The 14,157-nt window shown below is 64.2% G+C and carries 9 protein-coding genes and 1 pseudogene; 6 read left to right on the forward strand and 4 right to left on the reverse strand.

The features are described from left to right. Together AC07OE_RS10865 and AC07OE_RS10870 are read left to right on the forward strand one after the other, a co-directional pair. Positions 1-963 (forward strand): Gfo/Idh/MocA family oxidoreductase, encoded by a 963-nt coding sequence (locus AC07OE_RS10865; protein ID WP_495070578.1) that lies wholly within the window; start codon positions 1-3, stop codon positions 961-963. A gap of 70 nt (positions 964-1,033) precedes the next feature. After that, on the forward strand, positions 1,034-1,501 hold the full coding sequence (locus AC07OE_RS10870; protein WP_495070579.1) for a DUF2721 domain-containing protein: 468 nt from the start codon (positions 1,034-1,036) through the stop codon (positions 1,499-1,501). Between the two features lie 19 nt (positions 1,502-1,520). Here AC07OE_RS10870 and AC07OE_RS10875 read toward each other — a convergent pair whose 3' ends face one another. After that, positions 1,521-3,599: a molybdopterin-containing oxidoreductase family protein gene (locus tag AC07OE_RS10875; RefSeq protein ID WP_495070580.1), complete on the reverse strand. Its 2,079-nt coding sequence runs from the start codon at positions 3,597-3,599 to the stop codon at positions 1,521-1,523. Between the two features lie 77 nt (positions 3,600-3,676). On the opposite strand from AC07OE_RS10875, the gene AC07OE_RS10880 reads away from it, so the two are divergent. Both AC07OE_RS10880 and AC07OE_RS10885 read left to right on the forward strand, forming a co-directional pair. Then, positions 3,677-4,870: a M20 aminoacylase family protein gene (locus tag AC07OE_RS10880; protein WP_495070581.1), complete on the forward strand. Its 1,194-nt coding sequence runs from the start codon at positions 3,677-3,679 to the stop codon at positions 4,868-4,870. A gap of 39 nt (positions 4,871-4,909) precedes the next feature. After that, a complete protein-coding gene (locus tag AC07OE_RS10885; RefSeq protein ID WP_495070582.1) occupies positions 4,910-5,521 on the forward strand; it encodes a hypothetical protein in 612 nt (203 codons plus the stop codon). A 15-nt stretch (positions 5,522-5,536) separates the two neighbouring features. Here AC07OE_RS10885 and AC07OE_RS10890 read toward each other — a convergent pair whose 3' ends face one another. From AC07OE_RS10890 to AC07OE_RS10900, 3 genes and pseudogenes are all read right to left on the reverse strand, one after another. Then, complete coding sequence (locus tag AC07OE_RS10890) at positions 5,537-6,316, reverse strand: type III pantothenate kinase (RefSeq protein ID WP_495070583.1); 780 nt, start codon at positions 6,314-6,316, stop codon at positions 5,537-5,539. Positions 6,317-6,361: 45 nt separating this feature from the next. After that, on the reverse strand, positions 6,362-6,799 hold the full coding sequence (locus AC07OE_RS10895) for a rhodanese-like domain-containing protein (RefSeq protein WP_495070909.1): 438 nt from the start codon (positions 6,797-6,799) through the stop codon (positions 6,362-6,364). 174 nt (positions 6,800-6,973) lie between these two features. Further along, positions 6,974-7,474, reverse strand: a pseudogene (locus tag AC07OE_RS10900) (MBL fold metallo-hydrolase); the annotation flags it as partial. A gap of 179 nt (positions 7,475-7,653) precedes the next feature. Here AC07OE_RS10900 and icmF point away from each other — a divergent pair. After that, a complete protein-coding gene (gene icmF, locus AC07OE_RS10905; RefSeq protein ID WP_495070584.1) occupies positions 7,654-10,947 on the forward strand; it encodes a fused isobutyryl-CoA mutase/GTPase IcmF in 3,294 nt (1,097 codons plus the stop codon). Between the two features lie 66 nt (positions 10,948-11,013). Then, positions 11,014-14,157, forward strand: coding sequence for an EAL domain-containing protein (locus tag AC07OE_RS10910; protein WP_495070585.1), 3,144 nt, complete (start codon positions 11,014-11,016; stop codon positions 14,155-14,157).

Below are 14,157 nucleotides of genomic sequence, written 5' to 3' on the forward strand. Positions count from 1 at the left end.
ATGAGCAAACCCATCAAAGTTGCGCTGGCTGGTGCCGGCGCGTTTGGCGTCAAACATCTGGACGGCATCAAGTACATCGAGGGCGTGGAAGTTATCTCCCTCATCGGCCGTGAACTGGACAAGACCCAGGAAGTCGCCGCCAAGTACGGTGTAGGCCACGTGACGACTGAGCTGTCTGAAAGCTTGGCAATCCCTGAGCTGGACGCAGTGATTTTGTGTACCCCCACCCAGATGCACGCTGAGCAAACACTGGCTTGTTTGAAAGCCGGCAAGCACGTGCAAGTGGAAATTCCGCTGGCTGATAGCTGGGCCGGCGCTGATGCCGTGGTGGCTGAGCAGAAGAAGACCGGTCTGGTCGCCATGTGCGGCCACACCCGCCGCTTCAATCCCAGCCACCAGTACGTTAACCAGCAGATCACGGCTGGCAAGTTCAACATCCAGCAGATGGATGTGCAAACCTACTTCTTCCGCCGCACCAACACCAACGCGCTGGGCCAGGCCAGATCCTGGACCGACCACTTGCTGTGGCACCACGCCGCCCACACGGTGGACCTGTTCGCCTACCAGGCCAACAGCCCCATCGTGCAGGCCAACGCCATCCAGGGCCCCATCCACCCGGTGCTGGGCATCGCCATGGACATGAGCATCCAGCTGCGCGCGGCCAATGGCGCCATTTGTACGCTGTCCCTGAGCTTCAACAACGACGGTCCCTTGGGTACCTATTTCCGCTACATCGGCGACACGGCGACCTACATCGCGCGCTACGACGACCTGTTCACCGGCAAGGAAGAAAAGATCGACGTGAGCCAGGTCGCGGTGAGCATGAACGGCATCGAGCTGCAGGACCGCGAATTCTTTGCCGCCATCCGCGAAGGCCGCGAGCCCAACTCCAGCGTGGGCCGCGTACTGGACTGTTACCGCGTGCTGCACCAGTTGGAGCAGCAACTGGCGCAGCAGAAGTAGGGCGCAGACCTACAATGCAACGCCATGCGGGTGCTCGCCCGCATGGCGTTTTTCATTGAGGTGTTTGCATATGGCCTTTCCCCTGGAACCCGACACCGTTTCGCACGGCATTCAGCTCTCGGTGGCTCCCGTGTTTCTGCTCACCGCGGTGTCGGGCATGATTGGTGCGGTGGCTGGCCGCCTGGCGCGCATCATCGATCGGGCGCGCACGGTGGAGCAGCACATCAAGCACCAGACCCACCCCGAAGAGACGGATGCCAACTACGCCGAGCTGGCCGAGCTGCGCACACGCGGCCTGCTAGCCAATGCCTGCATTGCGTTGCTCACGCTGTGCGGCATTTTGATCGGGGTCACCATCATGGTGTTGTTCCTGGGCGAGACCATCGATTTTCCTGGCCTGCGCATTTCCATCTTCACCTTTCTGGGTGGCGTGGGCTGCTTTCTGCTCGCGTTGCTATGCTTCATGGCCGAGACGTTAATTGCCACGCGGCTGCTCAATTTCGGGAAGAAAGGTACGCTGCCGCCGCAGCGCCCATGACTGCACCTTAAACAGCGCGTTAGACGCGCTGCACTTCTACTGCGCAGTCGTAGAACGTGGGCGCCCGGCCCATGTCGGTGAGGCGTTGGCTGGTTAGTTCGTTCACATTCGTGCCGTCGCGCCCCAGCTTGCGCCACCACACGCCCAGCCCATTCACCACGCCGGGCCGCGCCCGGTCCGACACGCGGGCCACGCATTCGTAGGCACCGCGCGCGTTGAACACGCGCACTACCGCGCCGTCATCAATCTGGCGTGCCGCAGCGTCGCTGGCGTGGATTTCCACCAGTGGCTCACCTTCGATGTCGCGAAGGCTTTTCACGTTCACAAACGTGGAGTTGAGGAAGTTGCGCGCGGGCGGTGAAATCATGGCCAGCGGGTAACGCGCATCGGCGCCCGCGGGTTCGTAGTTGGGCACAAAGTCGGGCAGGCCGTCTTGCCCCTGGCGGGCCAGGCGTTCACTGAAAAATTCGCACTTGCCGCTGGGCGTGGGGAAGTTGCCTTGGGCAAACGGAGCCTCGGGCACCTGCAGTGGCGCAAAGCCGCGGGTCAGCAGCGACTCAAAGTCCACCTTGTCGCCAAAGGCGGTGCGGCACAGGCTTTCGTCCGTCTCCGCAAACACGGCTTCGGTGTAGCCCATGTGGCGCGCCAGGTCGCGGAAGAACTGGGTGTTGGTGCGCGCCTCGCCCAGCGGGGTGATGGAAGGACGGTTCAGCAGGATGTCGGTGTGGCCGTAGCTGCTGTGCACATCCCAGTGTTCCAGCTGCGTGGTGGCGGGCAGCACGTAGTCGGCATAGTCGGCCGTGTCGGTCTGGAAGTGCTCCAGCACGACGGTGAACAGGTCCTCGCGCGCAAAGCCCTGCACCACCTTGGTGGAGTCAGGCGCCACGGCCACGGGGTTGCTGTTGTAGACGATGACCGCCTCCACGGCGGGGCCAAAGGCTTCGCTGGCGGGGCGCAGCAGGTCGTCGCCAATGGTGCTCATGTTGATCGTGCGCGGGTTGCGGCCGGCCAGCAGCTCGGGCCGCTCCAGGGCGGCCGCCTGCACCGGCACATAGCCCGAGCTGGACAGCAGCACGCCGCCGGCACGGTGGCGCCAGGCGCCGATGAGTGCGGGCAGACAGGCAATGGCGCGCACCGCATTGCCGCCGCCACGCGTGCGTTGCAGCCCATAGTTCATGCGAATGGCCGCAGGCTTGCCCTGCTTGCCGGTTTCCCCATAGTCACGTGCCAGTGACGCCACCTGTTCCGCGGTGATGCCGCAGACGGCGGCCACGCGTTCGGGCGGCCACTCCAGCGCGCGCGCGCGCAGGGCGTCCCAGCCCAGGGTGTGGCGGGCAATGTAGTCGTTGTCCAGCCAGTCGTGGGTGATGAGCTGGTGCATCAGGCCCAGCGCCAGTGCGGCGTCGGTACCGGGCAGCAGGGCAATGTGCTCGTGGCATTTCTCGGCAGTCTCGGTGCGGCGCGGGTCGATGCAAATCACCTTGGCGCCATTGCGCTTGGCCGTTTGCACGTGGCGCCAGAAGTGCACATTGCTGCCAATGGAGTTGCTGCCCCAGATGAGGATCAGTTGCGACTCGGCGAAGAATTCGACACGTGTGCCGACCTTGTTGCCCAGGGTCTGGCTCAGGGCCTCAGCGCCGGCCGATGCACAGATGGTGCGGTCCAGGCGCGATGCGCCCAACTTGTTGAAGAAGCGTGCCGCCATGCCTTCTCCCTGCACCCGGCCCATGGTGCCAGCGTAGCTATAGGGCAGGATTGTTTCAGCGCTCCGGCCTCCGCGGTTGGCGATCTGGCCCAGGCGTTGTGCAATGTCGGCCAAGGCAACCTCCCAGCTCACAGTCTCAAACTGGCCGCTGCCCTTGGGTCCGACACGGCGCAGCGGACGCAGCACGCGCTCGGGGTGGTAGGTGCGTTCGGTGTAGCGCGACACCTTGGTGCACAGCGCGCCATTGGTGGCCGGATGGTCCGCGTTGCCTTGCACCTTGATGGCGATGCCACCTTGCACGGTCACCACCATGGAACAGGTGTCGGGGCAGTCGTGGGGGCAGGCGCCCAGGACTTTGGATTCGGGGGCGGCGGGAGAAATCTCTGGGTGCATGGCTCTACTTTAGCGAGTCTGACCCGGGCCTGCCGTGAGGGCGGTGCACAATCCATGTCCTTGCTGGAGTTCTCCCCATGAAACTGCTAGACCCCATTGTTGCCAATACCCCCCAAATTGCCGCCTTGCGCCGTGATTTGCACGCCCACCCTGAGCTGTGTTTTGAAGAGGTGCGTACCGCCGACCTTGTGGCCGCCAAGCTGACCGAATGGGGCATCCCCATCCACCGCGGCCTGGGCACCACGGGTGTGGTCGGTATCGTCAAGGCCGGCACTTCCAGCCGCGCGCTGGCCTTGCGTGCCGACATGGACGCGCTGCCCATGCAGGAGTTCAACACCTTTGCCCACACCAGCCAGCACCCCGGCAAGATGCACGCTTGCGGCCACGACGGCCACGCCGCCATGTTGCTGGGCGCGGCCCAGTACCTGGCGCAGCACCGCAACTTTGATGGCACGGTGTACCTGGTGTTCCAGCCGGCCGAAGAAGGCGGTGGCGGTGCGCGCGAGATGATCAAGGATGGCTTGTTTGAGCAGTTCCCGGTCGAGGCCGTGTTTGGCATGCACAACTGGCCTGGCATGCGCGCCGGCACGTTTGCCGCCAGCGCGGGGCCAGTCATGGCGTCCAGCAACGAATTCAAGATCACCATCACCGGCAAGGGCGGCCACGCCGCCATGCCGCACAACGCCATCGACCCCGTGGTGGTGGCCTGCCAGATGGTGCAGGGCTTCCAGACCATCATCAGCCGCAACAAGAAGCCGATTGATGCGGGGGTGATCTCGGTGACCATGATCCACACGGGCGAAGCCACCAATGTGATACCCGACCACTGCGAGATCCAGGGCACGGTGCGCACTTTTACTATCGAGGTGCTGGACATGATCGAGCAGCGCATGCGCGAGCTGGCCCAGCACACCAGTGCGGCGTTTGGGACCACGTGTGCCTTCGAATTTGTGCGCAACTACCCGCCCACCATCAATGCGCCCAAAGAGGCCGAATTTGCACGCAAGGTCATGGCCAGCATCGTGGGTGAAGACAATGTGCTGGCACAAGAGCCCACCATGGGGGCGGAAGACTTTGCCTACATGCTGCAGGCCAAGCCGGGCTGCTACAGCTTCATTGCCAACGGCGACGGTGCCCACCGCGAGATGGGCCACGGTGGCGGGCCTTGCATGTTGCACAACCCGAGCTACGATTTCAATGACGAACTGCTCCCGCTAGGCGCCACCTACTGGGTCCGACTGGCCGAACAATGGCTCGCGCCGCAGTCCTGAAATACGTATGATCAAGACAGAATGTAACGGGAGGTAACCATGACCAACTGGAGCGAACTCAGTCCCCGAGAGCATCCCCCCGGTCTGCCCCGTGCGACCCAACGGCAAATTCAGGCGGGGGTGACCCGCTACACCTTTGTCCATGACGATCTGGAGATCGACGATCCGTCGCTGGACATGAGCGGCAGACATTTCGTGTCTCCACGCGAATACGGTTTCAGCATCCGCGGTTTCCAGGGCGGCAAAACCGCCTGGGCGCGTGACTTTGCCAACGGCACCATGCTCGTGGTGAATGGCGACGGGCAGTCCCACGTGCTCTCACCCCGTGGGCCGTCTCGTGTGCTGTTTGTGGCGCGCGATGGCACGCTCTTGCAGGACAGCGGCGCCGTGGCGAGCACGCCTCACCGCGCGCCGGATCTGGCCACCATCCGTCTCACGCTGACCGCCACGGTGGACTTGCAGGGCGAGTCGCCAGAGGCGGCGCGTGCCCTGCTCATGCGCATGGTGGACCGGGCTGTATTGACCGGTGCCATGCCCGGTGAGCCCGATGTGCGCGTGGTGGAACATGCTTTCGAAGGCAGCGCTGTGCTGTCGGCAGACAGCAGTCCCAACTCCACCCACACCGACTTTTCGCAGTTGTTGGACCTGTAGGCCCGGCGCCAAACGTCAGGCCTGCGTTGCGGGCTGGTAGCGGCCTTGTGCCATCTGTAGCAGGCCGTCAAAAATCAGGTTGTCCACCAGTTCAAACGGGCGTGTCATGCTAGGGGCCATCTTCCAGCCTGCACCGCCGGTCATGATACAAGTGGGCTCAGCGCCGCAGTGGGCGCTCACGTGTTGCACCATGCGCTCCACCGCGCCGGCAATGGCGTAGGTGCCGCCGCTCGTGAGGGCGTCGCTGGTGTTGGTGGGAAATTCGCGCACCTCGCCCGTCGGCACGTGCAGCCCGGCCGTGCCCGATTCGAGCGCGCGCAACATGATGCCGTGGCCCGGCAGAATCAGTCCGCCCAGAAATTTTCCTGTGGCATCAATCGCCTCCACGGTCACTGCGGTGCCCACCATCACCACCACCATGGGGCGCGGCGCGCCGTGTGCCAGCATGCGGTGGTAGGCGCCAATCATGGCCACCCAGCGGTCAGCGCCCAATCGGGTCGGGTGGTCGTAGCCATTGCGCAGGCCGGCTTCTCCCTCGCTGGATACTACCCATTGCGGGGTGACGTCCCAGGCGTCCATCTGCTCCTGCACGCGGCGCTTGACGGCATCGCCGGCCACCACGCAGCCCAGCACATGGCGGGGCGGGCGCAGGCCGCGCCAGGCGCCATCGCCCAGCTTGTCAATGTTCTCCAGAAACTCGGCGCCCTGGGCCAGCAGGGCGGCACCGGGCTGCGGGCTGGCGTATTGGGCCCACTTGAGGCGGGTGTTGCCGATATCCAGCGCAAGAAATGTCATGGCGTTGTTCTAATAAAGATGTCTCTGGGCAGTATTGTGCGGGCTTCAGCCCTGACGCCAGGGTAGGCCGCGCAGGCGCCAGCCGCCGCGGTGGCCGCGCTGGGCGTTGGCATCGGGATCACCCTCAAAGCCTTCGAGGATGTTGTAAGCCTCCAGGCCCAGCTCGGTGGCGCGCTTGGCGGCCGCAACCGATCGCACGCCACTGCGGCACAGCAGCACGACCTTCTTTCCGGCAGGCACTGCGGCCAGCAGACCAGCGTCAAACTGCGGATTCATCGCCATGCCGGGCCACTGTTTCCAGGCCAGGGCCACGGCACCCGGCACAAAGCCCACCCATTCGCGCTCGGCATCGGTACGCACGTCCACCAGCACGGCTTCGCCCGCCTGCCACCAGGCGCAGGCCAGTTCGGCGCTCACATCGCCTGCATACCCGGCGGCGGCCTGGGCAGCGGTGGCACCAGCACTGCCCGCGTCGTGGCGCACGCCCGAACTCAGGTTGGCGGGCACGGCCTCGTCGATGCGGCGCGGGCGCGGCAGATTCAGCCCTTCCATGATGGCCACGAATTCCGCCAGGCTCTTGCCGGCCACGCGCGCATTGCTGGTCTTCTCGGTGCCAATGGTGGTGCGTGTGCGGCCCTGGTAGTCGTGGCCGGGCCAGACCGTGGTGGCGTCGGGCAGGGCGAACAGCACGGTGGTCAGGCTGCGGTACAAGTCTTCGGCGCTGCCGGACTGGAAGTCGGTGCGGCCGCAGCCGCCAATCAAGAGCGTGTCACCGGTGAACACGTGGTCGCGCCAGGTGAAGCTCATGCTGCCGCTGGTGTGGCCCGGGGTGTGCAGCGCACGGATGCTCTCGGCGCCAAAGGCCAGGGTGTCGCCATCGGTTAGCTGCACGGCGGCGGTGCCAATGCCACAACCTGCAGGGGCTGCCGTTCTGGCGCCGGTGTGCTCGGCCAGCAGCGCGGCGCTGGTGATGTGGTCAGCGTGGGCATGGGTCTCCACCGCCCACTGCAGCTTGAGGCCGTATTGGCGCAGCGTGGCCAGGTCACGCTCCAGCTGTTCGTCCACCGGGTCCACGATCAGTGCGTCGCGGCTGGCCTCATCAAACAGGATGTAGGTGTAAGTGCTGGATGCCGGGTCGAAGAGCTGGATCGGTTGCATGGCGGGGCGGGTCCGTGGACGAGTAACAAAGCGTAAACACGCTTTGCCACTGTACTGGATTTGCCGGTGCTGACGAGGGCCGGGTAAATGCGTAAGCCTGGGTTGGGCGGGATGGTTTACAGTTGACGTTTACGTAAACGTCAATTCGCCGTTTCAGCCTCTTTTCTGCGAGCGCCCCCATGACCGATCTGTCCGCCGACTTCAAGGCCCTGGCCAACTACCGCCCCACGCACAAGGTGCGTTTTGTCACCGCGGCCAGCCTGTTCGACGGGCACGATGCGGCGATCAACATCATGCGACGGATCCTGCAGGGCATGGGTGCCGAAGTCATCCACCTGGGGCACAACCGCAGTGTGGACGAGGTGGTCACTGCTGCGCTGCAGGAAGACGTGCAGGGCATCGCCATCAGCTCCTACCAGGGCGGCCATGTGGAGTACTTCAAGTACATGGTGGACTTGCTCAAGGCGCGGGGTGGGGCGCACATCCAGGTGTTTGGTGGCGGTGGCGGGGTTATCGTGCCGGCCGAAATCCGCGAGCTGCACGCCTATGGCGTGGCCCGCATCTACAGCCCCGAAGACGGGCAACGCATGGGCCTGGCAGGCATGATTGGCGAGATGGTGATGCGCTGCGACAAGGACATCACCGCGCTGGCGCCCACCGACCTATCCGCTATCCAGGGCCATACCGAGGCCAGCTGGCGCGCACTGTCCCAGTTGCTCACCGCCATCGAGGCTTCCAAGCTCAATGATGCTCTATCCCGCGAAATACATGCGCAAGCAGCTACTAAAAAGATAGCGGTAGTGGGCATTACCGGTACGGGTGGCGCCGGCAAGTCCAGCCTGACCGATGAGCTGATCCGCCGCTTGCGGCTGGACCAGAATGACAGCCTGCGCGTGGCAGTCATCTCCATCGACCCCAGCCGCCGCAAGAGTGGTGGTGCGCTTTTGGGCGACCGCATCCGCATGAATGCCATCTCGCCATGGCAGCAAGGCTCCCGCGTATTCATGCGCAGCCTGGCCACGCGGGACTTTGGCTCCGAGATCAGCGCCGCGCTGCCCGACGTGATTGCCGCGTGCAAGGTGGCGGGTTTCGACATGATCGTTGTTGAGACCTCGGGCATCGGCCAGGGCGATGCCGCCATCGTGCCGCATGTGGACGTGCCGCTGTATGTCATGACGCCAGAGTTTGGCGCGGCCAGCCAGCTGGAAAAGATCGACATGCTGGACTTCGCCGAGTTTGTCGCTATCAACAAGTTCGACCGCAAGGGCGCCAGCGACGCCTTGCGCGATGTCTCCAAGCAGGTGCAGCGCAACAAGGAAGCCTGGACCACGCCTGCCGACAAGATGCCGGTGTTTGGCACCATGGCTGCGCGCTTCAACGACGACGGCGTGACCGCGCTCTACCAGGCGCTACTGCCGCGCTTGCAGGCCCTGGGCATGCCGCTCAAGGACGGCATGTTGCCCAAGGTGTTGGTGCGCCACAGCAGCAACCAGACCCCCGTGGTGCCCGCCGCACGCACGCGCTACCTGGCGGAGATCAGCGACACCGTGCGTGGCTACAAGAAGCGGGCGTGCGAACAGGCCAAACTGGCGCGCGAGATCCAGCAGCTGCGTGCCTCGGGTCGCATGTTGCAGGAGGCCAACCCCGACAAGGAACGCGCAGTGCTGGCGGTCCATGACCTGGCCCAGCAGCGCGAGGAGCGCATGGGCGCGGCCGAGCGCAAGCTGCTGGCCCAGTGGCCCGAGATGCAGAAGGCCTACGCCGGCGACGAGTACGTGGTGAAGATCCGCGACAAGGAAATCCGCACGGCGCTGACCACCAAGAGCCTTTCCGGCACCACCATCCGCAAGGTGGCGCTGCCGCAGTACGAAGACCACGGCGAAGTGTTGCAGTGGTTGATGCTGGACAACGTGCCCGGCAGCTACCCCTACACCGCCGGCACCTTCGCTTTCAAGCGCGAGGGCGAAGACCCCACGCGCATGTTCGCGGGCGAGGGCGATGCCTTCCGCACCAACACGCGGTTCAAACTGCTCTCCAGTGGCATGGCAGCCAAGCGGCTCAGCACCGCATTCGACTCCGTCACGCTGTACGGCAACGACCCCGACCCCCGTCCTGACATCTACGGCAAGGTGGGCAACAGCGGCGTGAGTATCGCCACGCTGGACGACATGAAGGTGCTGTACGGCGGCTTCGATCTGTGCAGCCCGTCCACCAGCGTGTCCATGACCATCAACGGCCCCGCGCCATCCATACTGGCCATGTTCATGAACACGGCGATCGACCAGAACATCGAAAAATTCCAGGCCGACAATGGCCGGCAGCCTACGGATACCGAGGTCGCCAAGATCCGTGAGTGGGTGCTGGCCAATGTGCGCGGCACGGTGCAGGCCGACATCCTGAAAGAAGACCAGGGCCAGAACACCTGCATCTTCAGCACCGAGTTTTCATTGAAAGTGATGGGCGACATTGCCGAATACTTTGTGCACCACGATGTGCGCAACTTCTACAGCGTGTCCATCAGCGGGTACCACATTGCCGAGGCCGGGGCCAACCCCATCAGCCAGCTCGCGTTCACGCTGTCCAACGGTTTCACGTTTGTGGAAGCGTACCTGGCGCGCGGCATGCACATCGATGACTTCGCGCCCAATCTGTCGTTCTTCTTCAGCAACGGCATGGACCCCGAGTACACCGTGATGGGCCGCGTGGCGCGCCGCATTTGGGCCGTGGCCATGAAAGAAAAATACGGCGCGAATGAGCGCTCACAAAAACTGAAATACCACATCCAGACCAGCGGCCGCAGCCTGCACGCGCAGGAGATCCAGTTCAACGACATCCGTACCACGCTACAGGCGCTGATTGCGATCTACGACAACTGCAACAGCCTGCATACCAATGCGTTTGACGAGGCCATCACCACGCCCACCGAAGACAGCGTGCGCCGCGCCATGGCCATCCAGCTCATCATCAACCGCGAGTGGGGACTGGCCAAGAACGAAAACCCGTCGCAAGGCGCCTTCATCATTGAAGAGCTGACTGAGCTGGTCGAAGAAGCGGTGCTCAAGGAATTCGAAAGCATTGCCGAGCGTGGTGGCGTGCTGGGCGCCATGGAGACCGGCTACCAGCGCGGCAAGATCCAGGACGAGAGCATGCACTACGAGATGCTCAAACACACGGGCGAACTGCCCATCATCGGCGTCAACACCTTCCGCAACCCCCATGGGGACCAAGTGCTGGAAAAGCTGGAGCTGGCACGCAGCACCGATGACGAGAAGCAAAACCAGCTCAAGCGCCTGCAAGACTTCCACACCCGCCACTCCGACGCCGCACCCGCCATGCTCAAGAAGCTGCAGCAAGCCGTTATCGACAACCAGAACGTCTTCAACGTGCTCATGGACGCCGTGCGCGTCTGCTCGCTGGGCCAGATCACCAGCGCGCTGTTCGAGGTGGGTGGGCAGTACCGCCGCAATATGTAAAAACCGGACTGCGCCAAGTTGGTGCGCTTTTTGCTTTGAGTGTTCCTTCGTTGGGAAGGACACCTGATGCTGTCGAAAATTCCGTTGTGGCTGGGCCGCTTGAGTGTGGGGCGCAAGCTCACCCTCATTTACCTGCTGGACCTGACCGCAGTGATCTATGTCTCGGGCATTTTGATCCACGAGAAATACTTGGCCATCGACTTTGCGCGCAAGGAAATCGTGGGCGCCAGCTATACCGATGTGGTGCGTCGCAATCTGATGGGCGTGTTCATCGTGCCGACACCCGCACCCGCCCTGCAGGACTTTGAGGCCATCCGCGCGCAGCACGACGCCGAGCTGAACACCACGGAGCCCTCGCAGCGCTTGCAGACCTTGCTGGCAGGCAATGCCGGCACACGTGAGAAAACCCAGCTGTTGGCCCAGGGCCGTGACCTGCTCACCATTGTGGGCAACCAGTCCAATCTGATCCTGGATCCGGATCTGGACAGCTATTACGTCATGTCGCTCACGGTGCTGCGCTTTCCCGAGTTGCTGCAGGTCCTGTTTGACACCCGCGACTTCATGCGCAACTGGGGCCAGAACCAGCGCGGCGCCAACCCCACGGCCCAGTTGCTGACCCTGGTGGGCCGGCTGGACGCCGTACTGCAGGGCATGGAGTCGGATTACGAGCAGGCCTGGCTGGCGGGCTCGCCCCAGCTGAAAGGCGCGCTGCTGGATACCCGGCAAAGCCTGCTGCAAGCCGGTCGCGCCTTTGCCGTCACGGTGCAGGCCACCGCACAGGAAAAACCCACGGCGGCCCAAGTGGCCGAGCTGGACCAGGCCTACCAACAGGCGTTGTCAGCCCTGGACGACGCTTGGCGTGTGGGGGTGGAACAGTTGCAAGTGTTGCTGGAAGCGCGGGTGGAAGGCTTGTTCCACCGCATGTGGCTGCACCTGGGCACGGCCTTTTTGCTGCTGGGCTGCATCTTGAGCCTGGTCTACCTGGTGGCTAGCCAGATTGCGCGCCCGCTGCAGGCACTGGCCCGTGTGGCCGACGAGGTGCGCCGCACCGCCGACTACACCCACCGCGCCACCTGGCACAGCCGCGACGAGATCGGCCAGCTGTTCAGCGCCTTCAACGGCATGCTGGCCCAACTGGACCGCGACCGTCTGGCCCAGCAGGAGCTGGCCGCCAGTGCGCGTGCCTCCGAGGCCCAGCGCGAGCTGGTAGAGGCCTTTCCCATACCTTTGGTGGTGACCTCGGTGCCCGACCATGAAGTGCTGCACGCCAACACGCCGGCCCTGCCCTGGCTGGGCAACAGCAGTGGCGACCCCTGGCGCACCGGGCTGGACGCCGGGGTGCGCAGCCGTTTCTTCCAGCGCCTGGCAGATTTTGATGCGGTCGATGAGTTTGAAGTGCGCTGGCTGGGGGGGGCCACGCCGTCGTGGGCCGTGTTGTCGGCGCGCCGCCTCAAGTTCCAGGGGCGCGATGCCATCCTGACCGCGTTTGCACCCATCAACAAGCTCAAGGTGATGGAGCAGCGCCTGGAGCTGTGGGCCAAGGTGTTTGAAGCGTCCAGCGAGAGCATCATCATCATGGACGAGTCGCGCAAGATCATCAGCGTGAACCGTGCGTTCTGCCGCAGCACGGCGTTCGACTTCTACGAGGTGATCGGCCATGACCTGTCGCTGGTGATGGACAGCCCGCAGGACATGCTGTGGTCCGACCTGGAAGACAAGGACGCATGGCAGGGCGAGGTGCACATCCGCAAGCAGTCGGGTGACACCTACCCGGCTTGGCTCATGGTGTCGGCGGTGCACAAAAACGCCACCAGCGGCGAGGTGGTGAACTACATCGGCATCTCCATCGACATCACCGACCGCAAGGCCAAGGAAGAGCGCATCCGCTTCCTGGCGCAGCACGACGTGCTGACCGAGCTGCCGAATCGCTCGCTGTGCCAGCAGCGCCTGGGCGAAGCATTGGCGCAGGCCCGGGTGACCGGCGAGCAGGTGGCCGTGCTGTTCATCGATCTCGACCGCTTCAAGCTCATCAACGACACGCTGGGTCACCACATTGGCGACGGTCTGCTGCGCACCGTGGCGCGGCGCCTGACCAATGCGGTGCGGGCTGATGACACGGTGAGCCGCCTGGGCGGTGACGAGTTTGTCGTCATCCTGCGCCACGTGGTGAGCCGCGAAGAGCTGGCCACCATGGTGAACCAGCGGCTCATTCCCGCCATTCGCCAGAGTGCGCTGGTGGACGGCAACAACCTCACGGTGTCCTGCAGCGTGGGTGTGGCGCTGTACCCGGGCGACGCGACCGACCAGGACGAGCTCATGCGCCGTGCCGATGCGGCCATGTACGAGGCCAAGTCCGCCGGACGCGACACTGCGCGCTTTTTCTCGCCCGAGACCGACCAGCGTGTACTGGCGCGCCAGACCATGGAGGGCCAGCTGCGCCAGGCGCTGGCCAATGACGAGTTCAGCCTGCACTTTCAGCCGCGGCTGAACGCGCGCACGCGTCGCGTGCAGGGTGCAGAAGCCCTGCTGCGCTGGAACAACCCCATGCTGGGCCAGGTGGCGCCCGGGCACTTTATCCATTTGGCCGAAGAGACCGGGCTGATCAAGCCGATTGGTTTGTGGGTGCTGCGCGAGGCCTGCGCACAATGGATGGCGCTGGAGGCGCAGGGCGTGTGCAAGGGGCTCGAGCTGTCGGTCAACCTGTCGGTCGCGCAGCTGTCAGACCCCGAGCTGGTCGGGCAGCTGGAATCGGTGTTGCGCGCCAGTGGCATACCGCCACACCAGCTGGAGCTGGAGCTGACTGAGTCGCAGCTGATGGACAACCCGGGTGCTGCGCAGGCCCAGGTGTCGGCACTCAAGGCACTGGGTGTGCAAATCGCCATCGACGACTTTGGCACGGGCTATTCCAGCCTGGCCTACCTCAAGCGCTTTGAGATCGACAAATTGAAAGTGGACCAGTCGTTTGTGCAAAGCATGCTGGACGACAGCGCCGATGCGGCCATCGTGCACGCCGTCATTGCGCTGGGCCACACCCTGGGCCTGAAGGTGGTGGCCGAGGGGGTGGAGAACCTTCCCACGGCCCAGACGCTGACCGCGCTGGGCTGTGACGAGCTGCAGGGCTACTGCTTCAGCCGGCCGCAGCCGATGGACGAGTTTGTCGCCTGGCTGCAGGGCCAGGACGACCGGCCCAACCGTCGGCGCGGCCGCTAG

The sequence above is a fragment of the Rhodoferax sp. GW821-FHT09E07 genome (assembly GCF_059416145.1).

Bases quoted from the DNA above. Each gene is read 5' to 3' on its own strand.
- AC07OE_RS10865 (WP_495070578.1), top strand. From the start codon at position 1: ATGAGCAAACCCATCAAAGTTGCGCTGGCTGGTGCCGGCGCGTTTGGC.
- AC07OE_RS10870 (WP_495070579.1), top strand. From the start codon at position 1,034: ATGGCCTTTCCCCTGGAACCCGACACCGTTTCGCACGGCATTCAGCTC.
- AC07OE_RS10875 (WP_495070580.1), bottom strand. From the start codon at position 3,599: ATGCACCCAGAGATTTCTCCCGCCGCCCCCGAATCCAAAGTCCTGGGC.
- AC07OE_RS10880 (WP_495070581.1), top strand. From the start codon at position 3,677: ATGAAACTGCTAGACCCCATTGTTGCCAATACCCCCCAAATTGCCGCC.
- AC07OE_RS10885 (WP_495070582.1), top strand. From the start codon at position 4,910: ATGACCAACTGGAGCGAACTCAGTCCCCGAGAGCATCCCCCCGGTCTG.
- AC07OE_RS10890 (WP_495070583.1), bottom strand. From the start codon at position 6,316: ATGACATTTCTTGCGCTGGATATCGGCAACACCCGCCTCAAGTGGGCC.
- icmF (WP_495070584.1), top strand. From the start codon at position 7,654: ATGACCGATCTGTCCGCCGACTTCAAGGCCCTGGCCAACTACCGCCCC.
- AC07OE_RS10910 (WP_495070585.1), top strand. From the start codon at position 11,014: ATGCTGTCGAAAATTCCGTTGTGGCTGGGCCGCTTGAGTGTGGGGCGC.